We start from the raw sequence: 24284 nt of genomic DNA, 5'->3' as shown, positions 1-24284 counted from the left end.
AGTCGCGTCGATGCGATCTCCGACAAGCAGATCGGGAAACCCGAAACCCTTTGAACAGGCTCTCAGTCGTCGCCGGCCTCGCGGGCCTTGGCGATGGCCTCGGCCCGCGCCGCCCGCAATGCATCGAGCTTGTCCTTGAGCTTGATCTCCATGCCGCGGGCGACCGGCTCGTAATAGACCCGCTCGCCCATCGCATCCGGGAACGCGGTCTGGTCGAGCGCGATGCCGTCTTCGGCATCGTGGTCGTATTGGTAGCCGGTACCGTAGCCGAGCTCCTTCATCAGCTTGGTCGGCGCGTTGCGGAAGTGCATCGGCACGTCCTGCGTGCCGTATTCGCGCACGTCGCGCTTGGCCTGGTTGAAGGCCATGTAGCCGGCATTGGATTTCGCGGTGCTGGCCAGATAGATCACCAGCTGCGCGAGCGCGAGTTCGCCCTCGGGACTGCCGAGCCGATCGAAGGCCTCCCAGGCATCGATCGCCATCTGCAGCGCACGCGGATCGGCCAGACCCACGTCCTCGACCGCCATCCGCGTCATGCGCCGGGCGAGATAGCCCGGATCGCAGCCGCCGTCGAGCATGCGCGCCAGCCAGTACAACGCGCCGTCGGGATTGGAGCTGCGCACGCACTTGTGCAGTGCCGAGATCTGGTCGTAGAACTGCTCGCCGCCCTTGTCGAAGCGGCGCGTGCGGTCGGCCAACACCTGCTCGAGCGTGCCGGCGGTGACGTCCCCGCCCTCGCCCGCCAGTTCGGCGGCGATCTCCAGCAGCGTCAGCGCACGGCGCACGTCGCCATCGGCGGCGACGGCGATCATCCGCAGCAACGCGTCGTCGATGCGCAGGCCGCGATCGCCCAGGCCGCGTTCGCCATCGATCAGCGCCCGGCGCAGCGTATCGATGATGTCGTCCGGCGACACCGGCTCCATCACGTGCACGCGGCAGCGCGACAGCAGCGCGGAATTCAGTTCGAACGACGGGTTCTCCGTGGTCGCGCCGACGAACACGATCGTGCCGCGCTCGATGTGCGGCAGAAACGCGTCCTGCTGGGTCTTGTTGAAGCGGTGCACCTCGTCGACGAACAGCACCGTGCGGCGCCCACCGTCGAACCGGTGCGCGGCCTCGGCCAACACCTGCCGCACTTCCGGCAGTCCGGACAGCACCGCCGAGATCGCCTTGAACTCGGCATCGGCGTAGTGCGCCAGCAGCAGCGCCAGCGTGGTCTTGCCGCAGCCCGGCGGGCCCCACAGCACCATCGAATGGATCTTGCCGGCCTCGACCGCCGTGCGCAGCGCGGTGCCCTCGGCGACCAGCCGGCGCTGGCCGACCATCTCGTCGAGCCTGGCGGGGCGCATGCGCTCGGCCAGCGGACGCATGGCACTGCGGTCGACCTGCAGCAGGTCGCCGGTGCCGGCGCGGGAAGGTCGGGATCGTGGCACGCGTTAACCTGTGGGGACTCGATTGCAGGGATTGCGACATGTCGATATTGCGCCACCGGGACGTGATCACAAGCGCGACGCGCCAGCTCCAGCGGCTCGCACTCGGCATCGCGCTGAGTGCGCTGTCGGCGACGGCCGCCGCCGACTGGCGCGCAGATGCGGTCGACACGCTGACCCGGGCATCGGACGGGCATCGTCTGGTCGTGCTCGGCGAGATGCACGGCACGCGCGAGATTCCGTTGCTGGCCGGCGATCTGGTCGAACGCTGGAGCGACGCGTCGCCGGTGCTGCTGGCGCTTGAGATTCCCGCGCGTGAACACGATTCCCTGCGTGAAGCCGTGGCCAGCGGCGGCGCCGATGCGGCGATCGATCGGCTACGTCAGCGCGCCTGGTGGCAGGTGCCCGCCGATGAGAACGACGGGCGTCGCAGCGAGGATGTACTGGCGCTGGTCCGGCGCATCGGTCGACTGAAGGCGTCCGGACGCGATGTCGCGATCCTGCCGTTCGATCCACGCGACATCCGGTGCTACCAGCGCGGCACCTGCGAAGCGGCGATGGCGCATGTGCTGCGGCGCGCGCATGACGCGTTCCCGCACGGCCGGATGGTGGTCGTCACCGGCAACGTGCATGCGATGCGCTCGCGTCCGGCGGATGCGCCGGAAGGGTTTCCCCAACAGCCGATGACTGCGCTGCTGCAGGATCTGTTGCCCTACTCGGTCAATGTCACGGCCGCGCGCGGCGCGTACTGGGCCTGCGGCGAGACATGCGGGATCGTCGATGTCGCGCCATCGCGTGGCGGCGGTGTCGAAGGTGCGAGGTCGCCCTTCGATTACCGGCTGGTGCTGCCGGCGTTCACGCCGATCCGGCAGGTCGGCGAGTCGAAGGATTAATCCTGCGAGCAAGCATTTGAAGCCGTCGTCCCAGCGGAAGCTGGGACCCATCTTGATCTTGCTCTATCGCGAAAATGGGTCCCAGCTTTCGCTGGGACGACGGTCGATAGTGGTCCGGGCGACGACGGGGTACGCGAGCAGAGCCTGCACACTGACGTCTTACGCCTTACGCCTCACCGCTGACGCTCCAAATCCCACGCCTCACTCCTCGCCCACCACATCCACCCCCGCCGGCGGCGTGTAGCGGAAGGTATCCCGCGCGAACGTCGGGTTGCGCTTCCAGCCGCTGAAACCGATCGTGGTCTGCTGGCCCAGCGTGTCGTGGATTTCCATGCGCGTGGGCATGCCGGCGCTGTTGAAGCCCAGGCGTGCGCGTTCGAACGCGGCGTTCTCGGTGCGCTTGGGGCGCAGTTCCAGCCACGCCAGACCACCGGCATTGCCGGCCTCGGTCACGGTGAAGTCGCGGTCGAGCTTGGACGGGTCGATCAGCGCGGCCAGCGGGCTGTCCTGTTCCTGCGGGCCTTGCGAGCGGCGCGTGACCTGTTGCAGGTCGGGATCGAACACCCACACCGTGCGGCCGTCGGCGACGATCAGCTGCGGATACGGCTTCACGTATTCCCAGCGGAACAGACGCGGCGCCGACAGCGCCAGCGTGCCGCTGGAGCTCTCGCGCGCGCGGCCGTTGCCGTCGCTGACCTGCTGGGTGAACTGGCCTTCCAGACCGGTCAGGCCGCGGGTGAAGGTGTCGAGCTGGGCGCGTGCGCCCGAGGCCTGGGCGACACCTGCGACCAGCAGCACGGCGGCCGCGGCGAGCCAACGGGAATTGCGGAGCATCGTGCGCATCGGAAGAACCTCGGGGTGCGTCATTCGTTGGATCGGAGTGTGCGAAGCGCAAGCTGAATGCGCCGACGACAACGCGGGCGCATGCCCGGCCTCGTGCATCGACGATTCAGCGCGAGCGGGCGCCGGTGCGTCAGCGCGGCGGTGGCGGCGGCGCGAGCACGCTGCGGTCGCCGTTGTGCTCGGGCGGGCTGACGACGCCCGCCGCTTCCATCGCCTCGACCAGACGCGCGGCGCGGTTGTAGCCGATCTTCAGTCGGCGCTGCACGCCGGAGATCGATGCGCGACGGGTCTCGGTGACGATCTTCACCGCCTCGTCGTAGAGCGGATCGCTCTCGTCGCCGCCGCTGCTGCCTGCTTCCGGCAGCCCGGTCGCGCCGATGACGGTGCCGTCGCCCATCGTCTGCACTTCGTCCAGCACGCCGGAGATGTAGTCGGCCTTGCCGCTCTGCTTGAGGTGTTCGACGACGCGATGCACTTCCTCGTCGGATACGAAGGCGCCGTGCACGCGCTCGGGCATCGCGGTTCCCGGCGGCAGATACAGCATGTCGCCGTTGCCGAGCAGCGTTTCCGCACCGGACTGGTCGAGGATGGTGCGCGAGTCGATCTTGGAGCTGACCTGGAAGGCGATGCGGGTCGGGATGTTGGCCTTGATCAGGCCGGTGATCACGTCCACCGACGGCCGCTGCGTGGCCAGGATCAGATGGATGCCGGCCGCGCGCGCCTTCTGCGCCAGGCGCGCGATGAGCTCTTCGACCTTCTTGCCGACGATCATCATCATGTCGGCGAATTCGTCGATGAAGATGACGATGTAGGGCAGCGGTTCGAGCAGTTCGGCGACGTCGCTCGATTCGGGATTTGGCCGGAACAGCGGATCGGACAGCGGCTGCCCCGCGTCCTGCGCGTCCTTGACCTTCTTGTTGAAGCCGCCGAGGTTGCGCACGCCGACCGCGCTCATCAGCTTGTAGCGGCGCTCCATCTCGGCCACGCACCAGCGCAGGCCATTGGCGGCCTCCTTCATGTCGGTGACCACCGGCGCCAGCAGGTGCGGGATGCCCTCGTAGACGCTGAGCTCCAGCATCTTGGGGTCGATCATCAGCATGCGCAGGTCTTTGGGCGTGGCCTTGAACAGCAGGCTCAGCACCATCGAGTTGACCGCGACCGACTTGCCCGAACCGGTGGTACCGGCGACCAACAGATGCGGCATGCGCGCCAGATCGGCGACCACCGGCTGTCCGCTGATGCCCTTGCCCAGCGCGAGCGTCAGCGGGCTGGCGGACTTGTCGTATTCCTTGGAGTCGAGCAGCTCGGTGAGATAGATCATCTCCCGGCGCACGTTCGGGATTTCCAGGCCGATCACCGACTTGCCCGGAATCACGTCGACCACGCGCACGGATTTCACCGACAGGCCGCGGGCGATGTCCTTGTCGAGCGAGCTGATCTGGCTGACCTTCACACCCGGCGCGGGCTCCATCTCGAAGCGCGTGATCACCGGGCCCGGCTGGGCTTCCTTGACCTCGACATCGATGCGGAAGTCCTTGAGCTTGAACTCGATCTGCCGCGACAGCGTGTCCAGCGTGGCCTGGTCGTAGCCGCTGGGTTGCGGTTTGGGCGGGTCCAGCAGGGCCAGCGACGGCAGGCCGGTGCCGCCGGCATCGACGCCGGAGAACATCGGGATCTGCTGCTCGCGCTTGGCGCGCTCGCTCTTCTCGACCACCGGCGCCGGCGGCGGCTCGATCTTCACCGGCGCCCGCTTGGCGCGCAGTTCGGTCTCGATCTTGCGCGCCTCGGTCCGCTCCTCGCGGTGCACGCGCGCTTCCTTCCACTCGGTCGCCTGCTTGCTGCTGCGGCGGAACAGCTCGGGCAGACGCATCACCCAGGCGCCGATGCGGTCCATCACCGCGAACCACGACAGGCCCGTGGCCAGCGTCACCGACACCAGGAACAGTGCGAGCAGCAACAGGTTGCCGCCGAACGCACCGAAGGCGGCCTTGAGCGTGTTGCCGACCAGACGGCCGAGAATGCCGCCACCGCCGGCCGGATAGTTCAGCAGGTTCGGAAAGCGCAGCGCGAGCAGGCCCGCACCGGTGACCAGGAACCCGACGATGCCGGCCAGCCGCAGGGCCGGCCCGAAATCCGCGCGGCCGTCACCATCGCGATCCATGCCGAACAGCGCGATCCACGCGATCGCGCCGAGGATCAGCGGCAACGGATAGGCCATCAAGCCGAACAGCTGCAGCAGCACGTCGGCGATCCACGCACCGACCGGCCCGCCGACGTTGTGGATCTCGCTGGGCAGCACGCCGGTCTGCGAGGACCAGCTGGGATCGGTGTGCGAATGCGTGACCAGACAGGCCAGCAGATACAGCAGCAAGGGCGCGATCAGGATCAGTGCGATGTCGCGGACCAGTCGCTGGCGGCGCGGATTCGGCGCCGCCTTCTCGGACGCCGCCGGAGCGGCGTCCTTCGCGCTGGCACGCGAACGCTTGGGTCGATCTGAGAGCGGGCGTGCCACCGTGCGTCTTTACCTGAGAAAGTCGATACAGGCCTTTGATCTTACGTCAAAGTTTCATGCCCTGCAGTGCGGGATGCACGAGCTCGCCGCCTTCGACGTTGATGCCGCGGACCAGTGCAGCGTTGTCGCGCCAATTGCCCGAGGCCAGCTTGTTGACCCACGGCAGGATCGCCGCGCAGATGGCCTGCGACGAGGTCTGCGGCACGGCGCCGGGCATGTTGGTCACGCAGAAGTGGGTCACGCCCTCCTCCACGTAGATCGGCTCCTTCCAGGTGGTGCCGCGCGAAGTCTCGAAGCAGCCGCCCTGGTCGATCGAAATGTCGACGAGCACGCTGCCGTTCTCCATCGACTTGATCATCTCGCGCGAGACCACGTGCGGCGCGACCGCGCCGGTGACCAGCACCGCGCCGATGACCAGATCCGCCGAGGCGACCTCGCGGGCGACCACGTCGTCGTAGGGATACAGCGCGGTGACGTTGTTGCCCAGGCGCATCATCTGTTCCATGCGGTCCTGGCGCTTCTCGAACACCACCACGTTCGCGCCGCCGGCTGCAGCCAGCGCCGCCGAGGCGCCACCGGCCACGCCGGCGCCGAACACCACGACCTTGCCGCGCTCGGTCGACGGCAGGCCGCCGAGCAGCTTGCCCTTGCCGCCCAGTGGCTGGTGCAGGTAATGCGTGCCGACCTGCACGGCGATCTTGCCGGCGATCACCGACATCGGCGCCAGCAGCGGCAGCTCGCCGTTGTCGAGTTCGACGGTCTCGAACGCGACGCCGGTCAGGCCGATGTCGAGCAGACGCTTGGTCAGCTCGGGCAGCGGCGCCAGATGCAGGTAGCAGAACAACAGGTGGTCCTTGCGCAGCAGCGCCAGGTCGCCCTCGATCGGCTCCTTGACCTTGACGATCAGTTCGCCCTTTTCGTACAGCGCGGCCGCGTCCGGCGCGATCTTCACGCCCAGACGGGTGTAGGCCTCGTCGCTGAAACCCGACTTCAGGCCTGCGCCCTGCTGCACCCACACTTCGTGGCCACGGTTGACCAGGTCGCCTGCCGCTTCCGGCACCAGGGCCACGCGGCCTTCGAGGGTCTTGGTCTCACTCGGAATACCGATACGCATGTCGCCGAACTCCTGCACAAAAAAACGCCGCTTTCGGCGGCGTGTCGCGGATGGATTGTTCCGGTCGGCTGACGTGGCCGAACCTTGTTTTGCGGGGGGCGCACCGCCAAGCTATGGGTCACGTCAGGCCGCAGTGCCGTAGTCCGCGAGTATACATGAGCGTCTCCAACAGCCCCCGCCACATCCGTCTGCTGATCCTCGGTTCCGGCCCCGCCGGCTGGACCGCCGCGGTCTACGCCGCGCGCGCCAACCTCAAGCCCGTGGTCATCACCGGCATGCAGATGGGCGGCCAGCTGATGACCACCACCGAGGTCGACAACTGGCCGGGCGATGCGCACGGGTTGATGGGCCCGGACCTCATGGCGCGCATGCAGGCGCACGCGGAGCGTTTCGATACCGAGACCATCTTCGACCACATCCATACCGCCGATCTGTCGCAGCGCCCGTTCCGCCTCAAGGGCGACAATGGCGAGTACACCTGCGATGCGCTGATCATCTCGACCGGCGCGACCGCGAAGTACCTCGGCCTGCCGTCGGAAGAGGCGTACAAGGGCCGCGGCGTGTCCGCCTGCGCCACCTGCGACGGCTTCTTCTACAAGGACCAGGACGTGGCCGTAGTCGGCGGCGGCAACACCGCGGTCGAGGAAGCGCTGTACCTGTCGAACATCGCAAAGACCGTCTATCTCGTCCATCGCCGCGACACCCTGCGGGCCGAGAAGATCATGCAGGACAAGCTCAACGCCAAGATCCAGGCCGGCAAGATCGTGCCGGTGTGGCATCACACCGTCGACGAGGTGTTGGGCAACGAGGCCGGCGTGACCGGCTTGCGCCTCAAATCTGTGCAGGACGACAGCACCCGCGAGATCGCCGTGCACGGCTTCTTCGTCGCGATCGGCCACACGCCCAACACCACGCTGTTCGAGGGCCAGCTGGCGATGAATAACGGCTACCTCGAGATCCGTTCGGGCATCGACGGCAATGCGACGTCGACCAACGTGGCGGGCGTGTTCGCCGCCGGCGACGTGACCGACCAGCACTACCGCCAGGCCATCACCTCGGCCGGTTTCGGCTGCATGGCCGCGCTCGACGCCGAACGCTTCCTCGACCAGCAGGGCTGATCGTCCGATGACGGCCGCAGCGGACGCACGCGACGCGCTCGGCCGCCACCCGTGACCCTGGAACAGCTGCGTCTCTTCCTGCGCAGGCACGCCCGGCGCATGTGGGTGCGCGCGACCGTCTACTGCGCGCTGGCCGTCGTAACGGCGCTCGTCGGCGCGCTGGTCAAGACCTGGATTCCCGAAACGCTGGCCGGGCGGATTGGTGCCGATTCGGTCGGCAACCTGCTTGGCATCCTCGCCGCTTCGATGCTCGCGGTGACGACGTTCTCGCTGTCGACGATGGTGTCGGCCTACAGCTCGGCCTCAACGGGCGCCACCCCGCGTGCGACGCGCCTGCTCATCGCCGACAGCGCCGCGCAGAGCGCCCTGGCCACGTTCATCGGCGCCTTCCTGTTTTCGGTGGTCGGGCTCATCGCGCTCAGCACCGGCCTGTACGGCGACAGCGGCCGTGTCGTGCTGTTCGCGGCCACGGTGCTGGTGATCGTGCTGATCACGCTGACGCTGCTGCGCTGGATCGAACAGCTGTCGAGCTTCGGACGTCTGGGCGCGACGATCAACCTGGTCGAAACCGCGACACGCCGTGCCATCGAAGCGCATCTGCGCGACCCGCACCTGGGCGCGGCACCGGGCATCGGTGCGCCTGCGGACGGACACCCCGTGGACACCGACCGGATCGGCTACGTGGAGCACGTCGACGTCGCGCACCTGTCGGAGATCGCGCAGACGGCAGGCGTCACGGTGCACGTCCAGTCGCGTTCGGGCAGCTTCGCTGTGCCGGGGCGTCCGCTGCTGGTCGTGGATGGCGCGCCGCCCGACGCCGACACCGTGGCCGCCCTGCGGGCCGCCTTCACGATCGGCGACGAACGCAGCTTCGATCAGGACCCGCGTTACGGACTGGTGGTCCTGACCGAGATCGGCTCACGGGCCCTGTCGCCCGCGACCAACGACAGCGGCACGGCGATCGACGTGATCGGCACGGTCACGCGTCTGCTGTGCGAATGGGCGCTGGCGGCGCCCGCGCCGATCGAGGTGCGCCACGCCCGGGTCTTCGTGCCGGCCATCGACGTCGATGACCTCTTCGGGGATGTGTTCCCCTTGCTCGCCCGCGACGGCGCGGGCCTGCTCGAGGTCGGCGTGCGCCTGCAGAAGGGCCTGGCGGCGATCGCGGCCACCGGCCATGCCGGTTTTGAGGCGGCCGCACGGCGCCATGCCGGCGATGCGCTCGCGCGGGCGGACGCGGCGATGTCCTTCGAAGGCGACCGCCGCGCCCTGCGCGACGCAGTGGTGGGCCTGCGCACGTCGGCATGAGCGAGGTCCGGATCCTCAGCACGCTCGATGCCGTGTCCGCGGCGGACTGGGACGCGCTGTGCGTGGACGACAATCCCTTCGTCGCGCACGCCTTCCTGAGCGGACTCGAGGAAGCGGGCTGCCTGCGCGAGGACTGGGGGTGGACGCCGCGACACCTGACCCTGTGGCGCGATGGCGTGCTCGTCGCCGCAGCGCCGGCGTATCTGAAGACCAATTCGCATGGCGAGTTCGTGTTCGACCATGCCTGGGCCAACGCCTACGCGCGCTACGGGCACGACTACTTTCCGAAGTGGCTGTGCGCGGTGCCCTATTCCCCGGTCACCGGCCCGCGCCTGCTGGCGCGCACGGCGGAAGACCGCCGGGCACTGCTGCAACAGCTGCAGACGATGACCGTCGCGGACGGCCTGTCGTCCGCGCACGTGAACTTCCATACCGGTGCGGAAGCCGCGGACTTCGATGCCGACTGGCTCGCGCGCATCGACGTGCAGTATCACTGGCGCAATCCCGGCGACTGGTCGACGTTCGACGATTACCTCGCTGCGATGGACCACAAGCACCGCAAGAACATCCGCCAGGAACGCGCCAAGGTGGCACGCGCCGGTGTGACCTTCCGCGTGCTGCACGGCGACGAAGCGGGCGACGAGGACCTCGTCACCATGTACCGCTTCTACCTGCAGACCTTCGCCGAGTACGGCAACTCCCCGGCGCTGACGCTGGATTTCCTGCGGCATCTCGTCGCCACCATGCCGCGCCAGCTGGTGCTGGTCTTCGCCGACCTCGGCGATGTCCCGGTCGCCGGGGCGCTGTGCCTGCGCGGTGGGGATACGCTCTACGGGCGCTACTGGGGCGCGATCGCCACCCTGCCCGGCCTGCATTTCGAGACCTGCTACTACCAGGGCATCGACTACTGCCTGCGCGAAGGCCTGCGGCATTTCGAACCCGGCGCGCAGGGCGAACACAAACTCGCGCGCGGCTTCCTGCCGACGATCGTGCACAGCCGGCACTGGATTGCCGATCCCGAATTCCGGCGTGCACTGCGTGACTGGTGCGCGCAGGAGGCGCAGTCGATCCGGGGTTACGCCGCGACGCTCGCGGCCAGCAGCCCGTTCAAACCGGCGACGCCGTGAGCCTGCATCTGCCCAAGCTGGACACTGACCCGCAGGCGCCGTTCCCACCGGTGGAGACCGCCCTGCAGCGCCCCGACGGCCTCCTCGCCTTCGGCGGCGATCTCTCGGTGCCGCGCCTGTGCAATGCCTATCGCCACGGCGTGTTCCCGTGGTTCTCGGAAGGCCAGCCGATCCTGTGGTGGTCGCCCGATCCCCGCACCGTCTTCGAGACCGCGCAGCTGCGGCCCAACCGCCGGTTAGCCCGGGCATTGCGTGGCAGTCACTGGACGCTGCGCGCCGACACCGCATTCGCCGAGGTCGTCGCCGCCTGCGCGGTCGCGCCGCGCCCCGGACAGGACGGCACCTGGATCACCGCCGACATGCAGGCCGCTTACGTCGGCATGCATGCAGCCGGGCACGCGCACAGCGTCGAGGTCTTCGACGGCACGCGGCTGGTCGGCGGCATCTACGGGGTCGCGATCGGCCGGATGTTCTTCGGCGAGAGCATGTTCAGCGGCACAACCGGCGGTTCCAAGGCCGCGCTGCTGGGGCTTGCCGCGCAGATGCGGGACTGGGACATGCCGCTGATCGACGCGCAGGTGGAGAATCCGCACCTGTCGCGCTTGGGCGCCACCAACTGGCCGCGTCCGCGGTTCATCGAGGCGGTGCAGGCGCTGGTCGACCGGCCGCCGCCGGTGACCGGCTCGTGGTCAGAGGGATTCGGCAGTCGACCCGCTTCGGACCTGGGCAGCGCCCGCTGAATCCGTGCAAGGCGGCGTTTTGCATCGCCCGCGGCCGCGTGCGACAATGCCCCGCTTTGCTGGCGCCACGTCCGCGCGCCGCATCCCTCAACAACGGATATTCCAGACGAATGGCGAAAGATGACGTCATCGAGTTCGAAGGCGCGGTCTCCGAGACCCTCCCGAACACCATGTTCCGGGTGAAGCTCGAGAACGGCCACGAAATCATTGCGCACATCTCGGGCCGCATGCGGAAGAACTACATCCGCATCCTGACCGGCGACCGGGTCAAGGTCGAGATGACGCCCTACGATCTCACGAAGGGTCGCATCACCTACCGCATGAAGTAAGCACTTCTGCGGCACCTGCGAAGGCGGCCCCGGGCCGCCTTCGTCGTTTCCGGCGCGCGGGCGATGTAGGCTCGGTCTTCTCGACCGACAGGATGCGCCCGTATGCCCAGGTTTCCCGCCGTCGCCGCGCTGACGTTCGCGCTGGCGCTCGCCCTGCCCGCTCACGCGCAGACGGCCGCGCCGCCTGCGGCCGCGCCCGCGGCGATGACGCAGGCGCCGCCGTCATCCGAAACCGCGCGCCTCAATGTCTGGCTCGACGCGCAGTACGAGACCTCGCTGCAGTTCAGTCCGATCGGCCTGACCTTCCTCGGCCGCAAGGATCTCTACGATCGCCTCGACGACGTGTCCGACGCGGCCGTGCAGAAGCAGATCGACTGGCAGCGCGCCAGCGTCGCCGAAATGGAAACCACGTTCGACCGCGACGCGCTCGATCTCGAAGGGCGCCTGTCCTACGACCTGTGGGCGCAGCAGGCGCGCGAGGCGGCGGAGCAGTTCGAATTCCGTCGCAACGGCTATGCCTTCACCCAGATGATGGGGCCGCAGGCGATGCTGCCGACGCTGCTGATCAACTTCCATAAGGTCGACACCGAAGCCGATTACCTTGCGTACGTGGCGCGTCTGCGCGCCCTGCCGACGATGTTCGACACCCTGCTTGAACACACGCAGGCCAGTGCGCAGGCCGGCATCCGTGCGCCGAAGTTCGCCTACACCGGCGTCATCACCCAGTCGCGCAACGTGATCACCGGTGCGCCGTTCACCGATGGCGACGACACCGCCCTGTGGGCCGATCTGGTCAAGAAGGCCGACGCCCTGCGCGAGGCCGGCACGGTCGACGCCGCACGCGCCGATGCGCTCAAGGCGCAGGCGCGCGAGGCGTTGCTGACATCGGTCGGTCCGGCCTACCAGCGCGTGATCGCCTGGCACGAGGGCGACATCGGCAACGCGCTGGAGAACCCGGCGGGTGTCGGCACCACCCAGAAGAACGGCGCCGCGTACTACGCCATGCAGCTGCGTCGCAACACCAGCACCGATCTGAGCGCCGAGCAGATCCACGACATCGGCCTGAAGGATGTCGCGCGCCTGCACGCCGACATGGAAGCGATCAAGACCGCGGTCGGTTTCGACGGCGATCTGAAGGCCTTCTTCCGCTTCATCGCGACCGACCCGCAGTTCAAGTTTCCCGATACCGATGCCGGCCGCCAGGCCTACCTCGACGAATCGACGCGCCTGCTCGACAACATCAAGCGGCAGCTGCCGCAGTTCTACGGCCTGATGCCCAAGGCCGACCTCGTGGTGCGCCGCGTCGAATCCTTCCGCGAGGAGCCGGGCGCCGCCCAGCACTATTTCCCGAGCAGCCCCGACGGTACGCGACCGGGCATCTACTACGCGCATCTGTCGGACATGAACGCGATGCCCAAGCCCGAGCTCGAGGTCATCGCGTATCACGAGGGCCTACCCGGCCACCACATGCAGATCGCGATCGCGCAGGAACTCACCGGCATGCCGCAGTTCCGCACCCAGGCGCAGGTCACCGCGTACGCCGAAGGCTGGGGCCTGTATTCGGAGTGGCAGGCCAAGGAGATTCCGGGGACCTATGCCGACCCCTACTCGCGCTACGGCCAGCTGAGCTCCGAGCTGTGGCGGGCGATCCGCCTGGTCGTCGACACCGGCATGCATGCCAAGGGCTGGACCGAGCAGCAGGCCGTCGACTACTTCAACGCCAACAGCGGCTTTCCCGAGGCGACGGTCCGCTCGGAGGTGCAGCGCTACCTGTCGTGGCCCGGCCAGGCGACGGCCTACAAGATCGGCATGATCCGCATCCAGGAATTGCGGGCGGAAGCGGAACAGGCGCTCGGCGACCGCTTCGACGTGCGCGGCTTCCACGATGCGGTGCTGGGCGGCGGCGCGCTGCCGCTGGACCTGCTCGAGCAGCGTGTGGACGCGTGGGTGGAATCGGCCTCGGCGGCGCGCTGACCGTCCGCACGAGTTAAAAAAGAAGGCGCCCGAGGGCGCCTTCTTCATGCCTGCGATGTCCGCCGGTCAGTCGACCGTCGCGGTCAGCAGACGCTCCGGCTCGGCCCAGGTCTCGACCGTCAGCTCGCCATCCTTGACGTCGATCGACACGCGGCCGCCATTGGCCAGCTTGCCGAACAGCAGCTCGTCGGCCAGACGACGCTTGACCTTGTCCTGGATCACACGCGACATCGGACGCGCACCCATCTGCGGATCGAAGCCGTGCTGCGCCATCCAGTCGCGTGCAGCCGGCGTCGCCGACAGCGAGACGTTCTTGTCGTGCAGCTGCGCTTCGAGTTCGATCATGAACTTGTCGACCACGCGCAGGATGTGCTCGAAACCCAGCGACTGGAACTGCACCACCGCGTCGAGACGGTTGCGGAATTCCGGCGTGAAGCTCTTGCGGATCACTTCCATGGCGTCGGTGCTGTGGTCCTGCTTGGTGAAGCCGATCGAGCGACGCGAGGCCTGGGTGGCACCGGCGTTCGTCGTCATCACCAGGATCACGTTGCGGAAGTTCGCCTCGCGACCGTTGGTGTCGGTCAGCACGCCGCGGTCCATGACCTGCAGCAGGATGTTGAAGATGTCCGGGTGCGCCTTCTCGACCTCGTCGAGCAGCAGCACGCAGTGCGGCGTCTTGACGATCTTCTCGGTCAGCAGACCGCCCTGGTCGAAGCCGACATAGCCCGGAGGCGCACCGATCAGGCGGCTGACCGAATGCGATTCCATGTACTCGGACATGTCGAAGCGCACCAGCTCGATGCCGAGCTGCAGCGCCAGCTGGCGCGTGACCTCGGTCTTGCCGACGCCCGTGGGACCGGCGAAGAGGAAGTTGCCGATCGGCTTGTCCGGACTGCCCAGACCCGAGCGCGAGAGCTTGATGGCGGACGTGAGCATTTCGATTGCCGGGTCCTGCCCGAAGATCACCATCTTGAGATTGCGCTCCAGATGCTCGAGCACGTCCTTGTCGGTCGCGCTGACCTGCTTGGCCGGAATGCGCGCCATCTTGGCGACGATGGTCTCGACTTCCTCGACGTCGATCAGCGCCTTGCGCACGCCCTCGGGCAGCAGGCGCTGACGCGCACCGGCCTCGTCGATGACGTCGATGGCCTTGTCGGGCAGCAGGCGGTCGGCGATGTGCTTGACCGACAGATCGACCGCGGCCTGCAGCGCCTCGTCGGCGTAGGTCACGTCGTGGTGCGCCTCGTAGCGCGGCTTGAGGCCCTGCAGGATCTGGTAGGCCTCGCTGACCGTCGGCTCGACGATGTCGATCTTCTGGAAGCGCCGCGCGAGCGCACGGTCCTTCTCGAAGATGCCGCGGTACTCCTGGAACGTGGTCGAGCCGATGCAGCGCAGCTCGCCCGACGACAGCGCGGGCTTGATCAGGTTCGATGCATCCATCGTGCCGCCCGAAGCCGAACCGGCACCGATGATGGTGTGGATCTCGTCGATGAAGAGGATCGCGCCCGGATGCTTCTTGATCGCCGACAGCACGGCCTTCAGGCGCTTCTCGAAATCGCCGCGGTACTTCGTGCCCGCGACCAGCGCACCGAGGTCGAGCGAGTAGATCGTCGCCTCGCTCAGCACTTCGGGCACTTCGCCATCGACGATGCGCTTGGCCAGGCCCTCGGCGATCGCGGTCTTGCCCACGCCGGCCTCGCCGACGTAGAGCGGATTGTTCTTGCGACGGCGGCACAGCACCTGGATCGTCCGCTCGACTTCCTCGGCGCGGCCGACCAGCGGATCAATGCGACCGTCGCGCGCGGCGGCGTTGAGGTCGCTGGCGTACTCGGCCAGTGCATCGCCCTTGGCCTCGCCCTCGCCGCCTTCGCCGCGGCCCTGGGTCGCGTCCTCAGGCGTGCCCTCGCCGTCCTCGCCACCGCTCTTGGCGATGCCGTGGGACAGGTAATTGACCACGTCCAGCCGGGTCACGTCCTGCTGGTTGAGGTAGTAGACCGCGTGCGAGTCCTTCTCGCCGAAGATCGCCACCAGTACGTTGGCGCCGGTGACCTCCTTCTTGCCCGAGGACTGCACGTGGTAGACGGCGCGCTGAAGTACGCGCTGGAACCCGAGCGTGGGCTGGGTGTCGCGGGTGTCGTCTTCGGCCAGCTTGGTGACCGAGGTCAGGATGGCCTGTTCCAGGTCGCCGCGCAGGCGCTCGAAATCGGCGCCGGTGGCCTTGAGGACACCTTCCGCGGACGGATTTTCGAGCAGGGCCAGCAGCAGGTGTTCGACGGTCATGTACTCGTCGCGGGCCTCGCGGGCGCGCTTGTAGCACTGGCCGATCGTGAACTCGAGATCTTTGCTGAACATGGGGCGGTCGCCTCCGGCTTCACTGACACCCTAAATGGGGCCCGATTCCGGCATTCAAACCCTGCCCCGTCGGGCCTTATTAGGCCTTTTCCATCGTGCAGAGCAAGGGGTGAAGATTCAGTCGGGCGCATTCGTTCACCTGCGCGACTTTCGACTCCGCCACTTCGCGGCTGTAGACCCCGCAGACGCCGCGACCGCGGGTGTGGACGTGCAGCATCACCTGGGTGGCGCGCTCGATGTCCAGCGCGAAGAAGCGCACCAGGATCTCGACCACGAAATCCATCGGGGTGTAGTCGTCGTTGAGCAGCAGCACCGAATACAGCGGCGGCGGCGCCACTTCCGGGCGGCCGGTCGCGACCGCGGTGCCATGTTCGTGCTCGTGTTCGTGTTTGCGGCTCATGCGCCGATTATACCGTCCGCCCGCGGATGGACGCCCCGGAGCCCGGTCGTCAGAATGACCGCATTCCCCCGCTCCGGTGCCTCGATGCATCCCGATCGTCGCTGCGTTCTCCTCGCCCCGCCTGCTGCTGCTGCGCCCGTCGCGCGCGGAGCGCTGCGCTGATGCCTGCGACCGCCGATCCGCGTTTCTGGCAGCCCGATGTCACCGTGGCCACGGTGGTGATGGACCGTGGCCGGGTGCTGTGCATCGAGGAGCGCATCGAAGGCCGCCTGGTCATCAACCAGCCGGCCGGACATCTGGAGCCGGACGAGTCGCTGGTCCACGCGGCGGTGCGCGAGACGCTGGAGGAATCGGGCTGGACGGTCGAACTGACCGGCTTCATCGGCAGCTACCTGTGGAAGGCGCCGCCGCGTCCCGGCGAGGACGGCGGCCGGCATTTCCTGCGCTTCGCCTTCGCGGCGCGTCCGGTGTCGCACGACCCGGCGCGCGTGCTCGACGACGGCATCGAGCAGGCCACGTGGTTCACGCCGGCCGAACTCCAGGCCCAGGCGGCGCGCCACCGCAGCCCGCTGGTCTGGCAGGTCGTCGCCGATTGCCTGGCCGGCCAGCGCTTTCCGCTGTCGGCCGTGCGCCAGATGCCATGAGCGCGCCCGAGGTCATCGTCGGCATGTCCGGCGGCGTGGACTCGTCGGTCGCCGCCTTGTTGCTGCGCGACTCGGGCGTGTCGCTGGCCGGTCTGTTCATGCAGAACTGGGCCGACGACGGCTCCGGCGATTGCCGCGCCGAGGACGACCGTCGCGATGCGGTCGCGGTCTCGGGCCGCCTCGGCCTGCCGATCCATTTCCGCGATTTCTCCGGCGAGTACTGGGCCGGCGTGTTCGAGCACTTCATCGCCGAGTACGCGGCCGGACGCACGCCCAATCCCGACGTGCTGTGCAACCGCGAGATCAAGTTCAAGCACTTCCTGGACGCCGCGCGCGATCTGGGCGCGGCGAAGATCGCGACGGGCCATTACGCGCGCGTCGATGCAGTCGACGGCCGCTGGCGCCTGCTGCGGGCGCGTGACCGCAACAAGGACCAGAGCTATTTCCTGCACCAGCTCGGCCAGGCGCAGCTCGCCGCGACGCTGTTTCCGCTCGGCGAACTGCCCAAGACCGACGTGCGCGACCTCGCCCGCGCAGCCGGCCTGCCGACCGCGGAGAAGAAGGATTCGACCGGCATCTGCTTCATCGGCGAACGCGACTTCCGCAGCTTCCTCGGCCAGTACCTGCCGGCCCGCGAAGGCGAGATGCGCACGCCCGACGGCCACCGCGTCGGCACGCATCCGGGCGTGTTCTATTTCACCCTCGGTCAGCGCGAAGGCCTGCAGATCGGCGGCGTGCGCGGCTTCGACGCGGCGCCTTGGTATGTGGTGGGCAAGGATGTGGGCGACAATGTGCTCTACGTCGCGCAGGGCGCCGACACGCCCTGGCTGCAGTCGACCTGGCTGCGCAGCGAGCCCGCGCACTGGATCGCGGGCGATCCGCCGGCGCCGCGCTTCCGCTGCACCGCCCAGACCCGTTACCGGCAACACGAGGAATCCTGCGAAGTGACCATCGACGCGAACACTGGCCAACTCGACGTGCGGTTCGACCGCCCCCAGCGCGCCGTCACGCCCGGCCAGTCCTTGGTGCTCTACGACGGCGACGTGTGCCTCGGCGGTGCGGTCATCGCGGCCACGGATGCGCCATTGGAGCTGCGCGCACGCGGGGTGGCGGCATGATGGAAGACCGCGTGCTCGCGCTGGCCGGCATGGCCCAGGCGCTCAAGCAGGTCCGCCGCATCGCCGAGACCGGCCAGGCCGACGCCGCCGTGCTGTCGACCTCGCTCGACAGCGTGTTCCGCATCGATGCGTCCTCGCCCGAAGCCGTCTACGGTGGACGCGACGCGGTCGTGCCGGGCCTGATGTTGCTGCGCGATTACTTCGGCAACCAGGGCAGCGACCCGCTGCTGCCCAAGCTGGGCCTTGCGGTCGCGCAGCTCGAACGCCGCTTCATCCAGGATCGCGCCGTCAGCGGCGAAGTGCATCACGGCATCCTCGAGATCAAACCCAAGGCCGAACAGCTCGGACACACGCATCCCGAAGTGCTGGCCGCGCTCGGCGCGCTGTATGCCGACACGGTCAGCCACCTGCGTCCGAAGGTGATGGTCCAGGGCAATCCGCATTACCTCGGCCAGGCCAACGTGGTCGCCGAGATCCGCGCGGTGCTGTTGGCTTCGTTGCGTTCGGCGGTGTTGTGGCGGCAGATGGGCGGCAGCCTGTGGGACTTCCTGCTGCGCCGCCAGCAGATGCTGCGCGCGATCTGACGCGCGCGTGGCGCGTCTGACCTTCGTCCGCCACGCGCAGAGCGTGGCCAATGCTGGCGGCCGGACCCTCCCGCACCCGACCATTCCGCTGTCGTCGACCGGCCAAGCACAGGCGGCGTGGATCGCCACGCAGTTGCCGGTGGACGCGGGCGCGGTACACGTGTCGAAGTTCGATCGCGCGCGCGCGACCGCAGGGCCGTACTGCGCGCGCATCGGCATCGATGCGCAGGTGCATCGGCTCATGCACGAGTTCTCGGCCATCGATCCGGCGCGGATCGAGGGCCTGACCGGCGAGCAGCGACGCCCCTTGACCGAGGCCTACTGGGCGCGCGGCGATCGCGACGCACGCATGGGCGACGCGGCCGATACCTTCGGCGAGTTCGTGGCCTGCGTGGACGGCTTCATCGACGGCATGGAGGCGCTGGCCGAGGGCAGCGTGCTGTTCGGCCACGGGATCTGGTTCGGCCTGCTGGCCTGGCGGCTGATGGGCTTCGAGGCCGACACGCCCGACGACATGCGCGCGTTCCGCGCATTCCAGGTGGCGCTGCCGATGCCGAATTGCGCGGTGTACGAACTGACCGGCACGGGCGGGCAGTGGCATCTGCGCTATCGCGCGGATCTCGCGCGCGGAATTGCGCACTTGGCGACGGACTGAGCCCTCCTCCGCGTGCGGGGTAGGGTTGGGTGGGGCAAACGGCCCGATCGTGCTGCCGATGAACTCGTGCGGATCCAGGGTCGAGATCGCGCAGGAGGCATTCGTTCCGGTCTTCCTGCTCGCCCCCATCCCAACCTTCCCCCGCAGGCGGGGGAAGGGGCGGCCTCTCGCGATGGCGGCTCAACCGTGACGTAGCAAGAATCGGATCGAAACGTACAGGACCCCTGATACAAAACACCCGGCGCGAGGCCGGGTGTTTCGTGTCCGCAAACCGTTGCCGTCAGGCAGCGGTCTTCTCGCCCGCTTCCACGTACTCCGGAATCTGGTCGAAGTTCATGTAGCGGTAGATGTCGTTCGCCGAGGCGTCCAGCACGCCGACGTCGGCCATGTACTCGGCCTTGGTCGGAATGCGGCCCAGGCGCGAGCAGATCGCCGCGAGTTCGGCCGAGCCCAGGTAGACGTTCGAGTTGCGGCCCAGACGGTTCGGGAAGTTGCGGGTGGACGTGGAGAACACCGTCGCGCCTTCGCGCACCTGCGCCTGGTTGCCCATGCACAGCGAGCAGCCCGGCATTTCCATGCGCGCGCCGGCCGCGCCGAAGGTGCCGTAGTGGCCTTCCTTGGTCAGCTCGGCGGCGTCCATCTTGGTCGGCGGGGCGACCCACAGCTTGGTCGGGATATCGCGCTTGCCTTCCAGCAGCTTCGATGCCGCGCGGAAGTGGCCGATGTTGGTCATGCAGGAACCGATGAACACCTCGTCAATCTCGACGCCGGCGACTTCGGACAGGAACTTCACGTCGTCCGGATCGTTCGGGCAAGCCAGGATCGGCTCGTGCACGTCGGCCAGATCGATCTCGATGACCGCGGCGTACTCGGCATCGTCGTCGCCCTTGAGCAGCTGCGGATCGGCCAGCCAGGCTTCCATCTTCTCGATGCGGCGCTGGATCGAACGTGGATCCTGGTAGCCCTCGGCGATCATCCAGCGCAGCAACGCGATATTGCTGTTGATGTACTCGATGATCGGTTCCTTGTTGAGGTGCACCGAGCACCCGGCGGCCGAACGCTCGGCCGAGGCGTCGGACAGCTCGAACGCCTGCTCGACCTTGAGATCCGGCAGACCTTCGATCTCGAGGATGCGACCGGAGAAGATGTTCTTCTTGCCGGCCTTGGCCACGGTCAGCAGGCCCTGCTTGATCGCGTAGAGCGGGATCGCGTTGACCAGGTCGCGCAGGGTCACGCCGGGCTGCATCTTGCCCTTGAAGCGCACCAGCACCGACTCGGGCATGTCGAGCGGCATGACGCCGGTCGCGGCCGCGAATGCGACCAGACCCGAACCCGCCGGGAACGAGATACCGACCGGGAAACGCGTGTGCGAGTCGCCGCCGGTGCCGACGGTATCGGGCAGCAGCATGCGGTTGAGCCAGCTGTGGATCACGCCGTCACCCGGACGCAGCGAGATGCCGCCACGCGTGGAGATGAACTCCGGCAGCGTGTGATGGGTCTTGACGTCGACCGGCTTCGGATACGCCGCGGTGTGGCAGAACGACTGCATGACGAGGTCCGCCGAGAAGCCCAGGCACGCCAGGTCCTTCAGCTCGTCGCGGGTCATCGGACCGGTGGTGTCCTGGGAACCGACCGAGGTCATCTTCGGTTCGCAGTAGGTACCCGGGCGCACGCCCTGGCCTTCCGGCAGACCGATCGCGCGGCCGACCATCTTCTGCGCCAGCGAGAAGCCCTTGCCGGTGTCGGCCGGCTGCTGCGGCAGGCGGAACAGGTCGGTCGCCGGCAAGCCCAGCGACTCGCGCGCCTTGGCGGTCAGGCCGCGGCCGACGATCAGCGGAATGCGGCCACCGGCGCGCACTTCGTCGAACAGCACGTCCGACTTGACCTGGAACTCGGCGATCACGGCGCCGTTCTTGAGCGCCTTGCCTTCGAAGGGACGCAACTCGATGACGTCGCCCTGCTCCATCTGCGACACGTCGAGTTCGATCGGCAGCGCGCCGGCGTCCTCCATCGTGTTGTAGAAGATCGGCGCGATCTTCGAACCCAGGCACACGCCGCCGGCGCGCTTGTTCGGGATGTAGGGAATGTCGTCGCCGGTCCACCACAGCACGCTGTTGGTCGCCGACTTGCGGCTCGAACCGGTACCCACCACGTCACCGACGTAGGCGACGAGGTTGCCCTTCTTCTTGAGATCGAGGATGGCCTGGATCGGGCCGCGCTTGCCGTCTTCTTCCGGCACGAACGGCGCGTCGTCGCGCTTGTTCTTGAGCATCGCCAGCGCGTGCATCGGGATGTCCGGACGCGTGGTCGCGTCGGGCGCCGGCGACAGGTCGTCGGTATTGGTCTCGCCCGGCACCTTGAACACCGTCAGTGTCATCGACTGCGGCACTTCCGGCTTGCTGGTGAACCACTCGGCGTCGGCCCAGCTCTGCAGCACGCCCTTGGCGTTCGCGTTGCCGGCCTTGGCCTTCTCTTCGACGTCGTGGAAGGCATCGAACACCAGCAGCGTGTGCTTGAGCGCGTCGGCGGCGATGGTGCCGACCTCGGCATCGTCGAGCAGGTCGACCAGCGGCTGCACGTTGTAGCCGCCGAGCATGGTGCCCAGCAGTTCGGTGGCGCGCGCGCGGGTGATCAGCGCGTTGCGTTCGCTGCCGAAGGCGATCGCGGCGAGGTACGAGGCCTTGACCTTGGCGGCGTCGTCGACGCCGGCCGGCACGCGGTGGGTCAGCAGGTCGAGCAGGAACTCCGCTTCACCCGCGGGCGGGTTCTTCAGCAGTTCGATGACGTCCGCGGTCTGCTGCGCATTGAGCGGCAGCGGCGGGATTCCCAGCGCTTCGCGCTCGGCAACGTGGTGGCGATAGGCTTCCAACATGACGGGCAACTCCAGATTCGTGCAGTACCGGGATAACCGGTCTCAGGCCGACGGTACGATCAGCTTGAGACCCTTGAAGTAGGTGCGGAAAAACGCGTCGTCGCGGGTGATCAGGCCATTGCACTGCAACAGCGCATGCGCCCCGACGAGGAAATCGCGCGCGGCGCGACCGGACTTGTCGCCACGCTGCCAGGAGCGCCGCTGCATCTCGCCGGCCCGCAGCGCGGACTTGGCTTCGATCGCCGAGAACCGCACGCCCATGTCCTCGAGCACGGCCATGGTCTCGGCGCCGTCGTGCAGCGCGCCGCAGATCTCGGCCAGGGCCACATCGCAGACCACGACCGGGCCGGCGCTCAGGTACTGGCGCAGGCAGGCTTCAGCGGCGTCGGCCTGCGGGCCGTCGGCCAGCAGGTCCACCAGCACGGGCGCGTCGACGGCGATCACGCGTCGGCGTCTCCCGCCGCGTCGCCCTGCCCGCGCACGGCGCGCATCGCGGAATCGGTGCCGTCGAAGCCCTCCAGCCTGAAGCGACCGCGGGCCCGGGACACGGCGTCATCGACGCTCTTGCGCAGCACGATGCGGCTGCCTTCCAGCTCGACCTTGAGGATCGTGCCCTTGCTCAGGCCCAGCGCATCGCGCACGGCCTTGGGCAGGGTGATCTGGCCGCGCTCGGCGACGGTGGCTTCCATCGGAGCGCTCCCGAAAAAGTATGCGCGCATTATACATACCTGAGCACGCATACCCCAGCCACCATACTGCACATGCGATGGGCCGGGTCATGCCGACCCGGCCCATCGTGTGCGCCCTCGATGACGGTCGCGCGTCAGAAGGCCAGCTGGAAGCGCGCGTTGAGCGTGGTGCCGCGATCAAGGCCCTGATAGGCGCCGCTGCGGTTGTCGGTTTCCCAGCGCACCGCGTCGAACAGCACCCGGCTGAAGTCGTTGAGATACCAGTTCACGCCGACCGTCCAGGCGTTGCCGGTGCCGCCGGTCGGCAGCTCGCTGTAGTCGGCGTCCTCGTATCGGGCCTTGAGTTCCCAGGCGCCGGGGCCGCCGGCGGTGACCGGACGCGCCACCTTGACCCGGCTCCAGGTGCCGGTCCTGCTCGCGAACGACGGGCTGGCACCGGAGAGGAACCAGCCGGCCGAGACCGCCCAGGCGTCGTGGGTGACCTCGTAGCGACCGGCGCCGCCAAAGCCGGCGACGTCGCGGGTGCCCCATTCGCCGTAGCCCCAGAACGGGCCGCGCACGCCGAGCACCTCGACGCCGTAGCCTTCGCCGCGGGTCGCGCCGGTCAACGCGCCGGGGGCGATCTTGACCAGATCGTTGAGGTGGCCCGAAATCGCCGAGCTGCGGAACACCCCGCTGCTGCCTGGCGCGATGTCCTCGTAGAAACCCCAGGCGCCGAGGTGCAGCAGGCCGCCCTCGCCCTTCACCGGGTTCCAGTGCGCGCGACCGGCGACGGTCTTCGAATCGTCGCTGTCGCCGACATTGTTGAGGTCGTTACCGGCCAGCGACAGGCTGGCATGCCAGTTCTCGCCGTAGACGCGCTCGGTCAGGCCGACGCCGAACAGGCCGCGCTGCGGCACGATCTGGGTGCCGACCACATTGCGGTCCTGGAAGGGCGTATTGCCGGTGCCACTGGACCCGTCGATGCCGCGGTCGTTGAGGCGGTTGCCGATCGTCAGTTCGGCCTCGCGGCCGAAGAGCGTGTGGTCGACCGTCGCATAGGCCGACTTCCAGGCCACGCCGTTGTCGGCGAAATCGCCCTCGACCGCGTAGCCGAGAATGCCGTAGCTGCCCTCGAAACCCAGACGCACCGAACGGATCTCGGTACCGGTGATGTTGCGGGCCTCGAAGTCCGAGCCGCTGGTGCTGGACGTGTCGACGAACACGCGGCCGCGCGGACGGAAGGTGATCTGGCCGTCGCTGCTGGTGAACTGCGGCGCGCCCTTGGCCCAGCTGACGGTGGGCGCCTTGGCCTGCGCGGCCTCGACCTTGGCGATGCGCTCGACGAGCGCTGGATCGGCGGCGGGCGCAACCGGCGCGGCGGCAGTGGCCGGCGCCTGGCCGGTTTCGAGGGCCGACAGGCGCGCCTCGAGCAGGCGGATCTGCGCGGCCTGCTGGCGGACCAGCGCCTCGAGCTCGGGCGACGCGGTCTGGGCGAAGGCGCCGGACGAGGCCAGCAGCAGACCGACGGCGAGTGCCGTGGGACGGGGACGGAACGACATGCGCATGGTGCGATCTCCGGACGCGGCGCGCCCTTCGACGG

General features: G+C 68.2%; 21 protein-coding genes. 11 read left to right on the top strand and 10 right to left on the bottom strand.

Annotated features, from left to right (window positions below):
- Positions 1-62: 62 nt before the first annotated feature.
- Positions 63-1370: a replication-associated recombination protein A gene (locus E2F49_RS03780; protein WP_425481354.1), complete on the bottom strand. Its 1308-nt coding sequence runs from the start codon at positions 1368-1370 to the stop codon at positions 63-65.
- Between the two features lie 101 nt (positions 1371-1471).
- Between E2F49_RS03780 and E2F49_RS03775 the strand changes: the two genes are divergently transcribed.
- Positions 1472-2323, top strand: coding sequence for a TraB/GumN family protein (locus E2F49_RS03775; protein WP_133392669.1), 852 nt, complete (start codon positions 1472-1474; stop codon positions 2321-2323).
- 201 nt (positions 2324-2524) lie between these two features.
- Here the strand turns inward: E2F49_RS03775 and lolA are convergent, their stop codons facing one another.
- The 3 genes from lolA to E2F49_RS03760 all read right to left on the bottom strand — a co-directional run bounded on the left by lolA (position 2525) and on the right by E2F49_RS03760 (position 6792).
- Positions 2525-3157, bottom strand: coding sequence for an outer membrane lipoprotein periplasmic chaperone LolA (gene lolA, locus E2F49_RS03770; RefSeq protein WP_133393438.1), 633 nt, complete (start codon positions 3155-3157; stop codon positions 2525-2527).
- A gap of 139 nt (positions 3158-3296) precedes the next feature.
- Positions 3297-5678, bottom strand: a complete 2382-nt coding sequence (locus E2F49_RS03765) for a DNA translocase FtsK (RefSeq protein ID WP_133392668.1) — start codon at positions 5676-5678, stop codon at positions 3297-3299.
- A gap of 46 nt (positions 5679-5724) precedes the next feature.
- Positions 5725-6792 carry an alanine dehydrogenase gene (locus E2F49_RS03760; protein ID WP_133392667.1) on the bottom strand — a complete coding sequence of 356 codons (1068 nt, stop codon included), beginning with the start codon at positions 6790-6792 and terminating at the stop codon, positions 5725-5727.
- A 155-nt stretch (positions 6793-6947) separates the two neighbouring features.
- Here E2F49_RS03760 and trxB point away from each other — a divergent pair, with 155 nt between their 5' ends.
- The 6 genes from trxB (at position 6948) to E2F49_RS03730 (ending at position 13388) form a co-directional block, all read left to right on the top strand.
- Positions 6948-7910, top strand: a complete 963-nt coding sequence (trxB, locus tag E2F49_RS03755; RefSeq protein ID WP_133392666.1) for a thioredoxin-disulfide reductase — start codon at positions 6948-6950, stop codon at positions 7908-7910.
- 51 nt (positions 7911-7961) lie between these two features.
- Positions 7962-9218, top strand: a complete 1257-nt coding sequence (locus E2F49_RS03750) for a DUF2254 domain-containing protein (protein WP_243713396.1) — start codon at positions 7962-7964, stop codon at positions 9216-9218.
- On the top strand, positions 9215-10345 hold the full coding sequence (locus E2F49_RS03745) for a GNAT family N-acetyltransferase (RefSeq protein ID WP_133392665.1): 1131 nt from the start codon (positions 9215-9217) through the stop codon (positions 10343-10345). Before E2F49_RS03750 ends, E2F49_RS03745 begins: the two co-directional genes overlap by 4 nt.
- On the top strand, positions 10342-11085 hold the full coding sequence (gene aat, locus E2F49_RS03740; protein ID WP_133392664.1) for a leucyl/phenylalanyl-tRNA--protein transferase: 744 nt from the start codon (positions 10342-10344) through the stop codon (positions 11083-11085). Before E2F49_RS03745 ends, aat begins: the two co-directional genes overlap by 4 nt.
- Before the next feature lie 110 nt (positions 11086-11195).
- Positions 11196-11414, top strand: a complete 219-nt coding sequence (gene infA / locus E2F49_RS03735) for a translation initiation factor IF-1 (RefSeq protein WP_055248081.1) — start codon at positions 11196-11198, stop codon at positions 11412-11414.
- Between the two features lie 102 nt (positions 11415-11516).
- Entirely contained in the window at positions 11517-13388 is a 1872-nt protein-coding gene (locus E2F49_RS03730; RefSeq protein ID WP_133392663.1) for a DUF885 domain-containing protein, read from the top strand.
- Positions 13389-13454: 66 nt separating this feature from the next.
- Here E2F49_RS03730 and clpA read toward each other — a convergent pair whose 3' ends face one another.
- Positions 13455-15740, bottom strand: coding sequence for an ATP-dependent Clp protease ATP-binding subunit ClpA (gene clpA, locus E2F49_RS03725; protein WP_133392662.1), 2286 nt, complete (start codon positions 15738-15740; stop codon positions 13455-13457).
- Positions 15741-15819: 79 nt separating this feature from the next.
- The gene (gene clpS, locus E2F49_RS03720) at positions 15820-16140 is read right to left on the bottom strand and encodes an ATP-dependent Clp protease adapter ClpS (RefSeq protein WP_133392661.1); all 321 of its coding nucleotides are present in this window, start codon (positions 16138-16140) and stop codon (positions 15820-15822) included.
- Between the two features lie 161 nt (positions 16141-16301).
- On the opposite strand from clpS, the gene E2F49_RS03715 reads away from it, so the two are divergent.
- Genes E2F49_RS03715 through E2F49_RS03700 form a run of 4 tightly spaced genes read left to right on the top strand, consistent with a single transcriptional unit; the run spans position 16302 to position 19141 of the window.
- Entirely contained in the window at positions 16302-16784 is a 483-nt protein-coding gene (locus tag E2F49_RS03715; RefSeq protein ID WP_133392660.1) for an NUDIX hydrolase, read from the top strand.
- A complete protein-coding gene (gene mnmA, locus E2F49_RS03710) occupies positions 16781-17902 on the top strand; it encodes a tRNA 2-thiouridine(34) synthase MnmA (RefSeq protein WP_133392659.1) in 1122 nt (373 codons plus the stop codon). The genes E2F49_RS03715 and mnmA overlap by 4 nt, the downstream gene beginning before the upstream one ends.
- Complete coding sequence (gene hflD, locus E2F49_RS03705) at positions 17902-18486, top strand: high frequency lysogenization protein HflD (RefSeq protein WP_055249818.1); 585 nt, start codon at positions 17902-17904, stop codon at positions 18484-18486. The genes mnmA and hflD overlap by 1 nt, the downstream gene beginning before the upstream one ends.
- 7 nt (positions 18487-18493) lie before the next feature.
- Entirely contained in the window at positions 18494-19141 is a 648-nt protein-coding gene (locus E2F49_RS03700) for a histidine phosphatase family protein (RefSeq protein ID WP_133392658.1), read from the top strand.
- 280 nt (positions 19142-19421) lie between these two features.
- Here the strand turns inward: E2F49_RS03700 and acnB are convergent, their stop codons facing one another.
- The 4 genes from acnB to E2F49_RS03680 form a co-directional block, all read right to left on the bottom strand.
- Entirely contained in the window at positions 19422-22013 is a 2592-nt protein-coding gene (gene acnB / locus E2F49_RS03695; RefSeq protein WP_133392657.1) for a bifunctional aconitate hydratase 2/2-methylisocitrate dehydratase, read from the bottom strand.
- A gap of 42 nt (positions 22014-22055) precedes the next feature.
- Positions 22056-22457 (bottom strand): type II toxin-antitoxin system VapC family toxin, encoded by a 402-nt coding sequence (locus E2F49_RS03690; protein WP_133392656.1) that lies wholly within the window; start codon positions 22455-22457, stop codon positions 22056-22058.
- Complete coding sequence (locus E2F49_RS03685) at positions 22454-22702, bottom strand: AbrB/MazE/SpoVT family DNA-binding domain-containing protein (protein ID WP_055248063.1); 249 nt, start codon at positions 22700-22702, stop codon at positions 22454-22456. The genes E2F49_RS03690 and E2F49_RS03685 overlap by 4 nt, the downstream gene beginning before the upstream one ends.
- Before the next feature lie 134 nt (positions 22703-22836).
- A complete protein-coding gene (locus E2F49_RS03680; protein WP_133392655.1) occupies positions 22837-24249 on the bottom strand; it encodes an OprO/OprP family phosphate-selective porin in 1413 nt (470 codons plus the stop codon).
- Positions 24250-24284: the final 35 nt, after the last annotated feature.

Source organism: Luteimonas terrae (genome assembly GCF_004358165.1).
GTDB classification, from domain to species: domain Bacteria; phylum Pseudomonadota; class Gammaproteobacteria; order Xanthomonadales; family Xanthomonadaceae; genus Luteimonas; species Luteimonas terrae.
The sequence above is the reverse complement of the archived record's forward strand: the minus strand, read 5'-3'. Positions and strand labels throughout refer to the sequence as shown.

What these genes read in the sequence shown, in the direction of transcription:
- E2F49_RS03745 (WP_133392665.1), top strand. Translation starts at nt 9,215, where the DNA reads ATGAGCGAGGTCCGGATCCTCAGCACGCTCGATGCCGTGTCCGCGGCG.
- hflD (WP_055249818.1), top strand. Translation starts at nt 17,902, where the DNA reads ATGGAAGACCGCGTGCTCGCGCTGGCCGGCATGGCCCAGGCGCTCAAG.
- acnB (WP_133392657.1), bottom strand. Translation starts at nt 22,013, where the DNA reads ATGTTGGAAGCCTATCGCCACCACGTTGCCGAGCGCGAAGCGCTGGGA.
- E2F49_RS03685 (WP_055248063.1), bottom strand. Translation starts at nt 22,702, where the DNA reads ATGGAAGCCACCGTCGCCGAGCGCGGCCAGATCACCCTGCCCAAGGCC.
- E2F49_RS03780 (WP_425481354.1), bottom strand. Translation starts at nt 1,370, where the DNA reads ATGCGTCCGCTGGCCGAGCGCATGCGCCCCGCCAGGCTCGACGAGATG.
- E2F49_RS03680 (WP_133392655.1), bottom strand. Translation starts at nt 24,249, where the DNA reads ATGCGCATGTCGTTCCGTCCCCGTCCCACGGCACTCGCCGTCGGTCTG.
- E2F49_RS03775 (WP_133392669.1), top strand. Translation starts at nt 1,472, where the DNA reads ATGTCGATATTGCGCCACCGGGACGTGATCACAAGCGCGACGCGCCAG.
- clpS (WP_133392661.1), bottom strand. Translation starts at nt 16,140, where the DNA reads ATGAGCCGCAAACACGAACACGAGCACGAACATGGCACCGCGGTCGCG.
- E2F49_RS03715 (WP_133392660.1), top strand. Translation starts at nt 16,302, where the DNA reads ATGCCTGCGACCGCCGATCCGCGTTTCTGGCAGCCCGATGTCACCGTG.
- E2F49_RS03730 (WP_133392663.1), top strand. Translation starts at nt 11,517, where the DNA reads ATGCCCAGGTTTCCCGCCGTCGCCGCGCTGACGTTCGCGCTGGCGCTC.
- clpA (WP_133392662.1), bottom strand. Translation starts at nt 15,740, where the DNA reads ATGTTCAGCAAAGATCTCGAGTTCACGATCGGCCAGTGCTACAAGCGC.
- lolA (WP_133393438.1), bottom strand. Translation starts at nt 3,157, where the DNA reads ATGCTCCGCAATTCCCGTTGGCTCGCCGCGGCCGCCGTGCTGCTGGTC.
- mnmA (WP_133392659.1), top strand. Translation starts at nt 16,781, where the DNA reads ATGAGCGCGCCCGAGGTCATCGTCGGCATGTCCGGCGGCGTGGACTCG.
- trxB (WP_133392666.1), top strand. Translation starts at nt 6,948, where the DNA reads ATGAGCGTCTCCAACAGCCCCCGCCACATCCGTCTGCTGATCCTCGGT.
- E2F49_RS03760 (WP_133392667.1), bottom strand. Translation starts at nt 6,792, where the DNA reads ATGCGTATCGGTATTCCGAGTGAGACCAAGACCCTCGAAGGCCGCGTG.
- infA (WP_055248081.1), top strand. Translation starts at nt 11,196, where the DNA reads ATGGCGAAAGATGACGTCATCGAGTTCGAAGGCGCGGTCTCCGAGACC.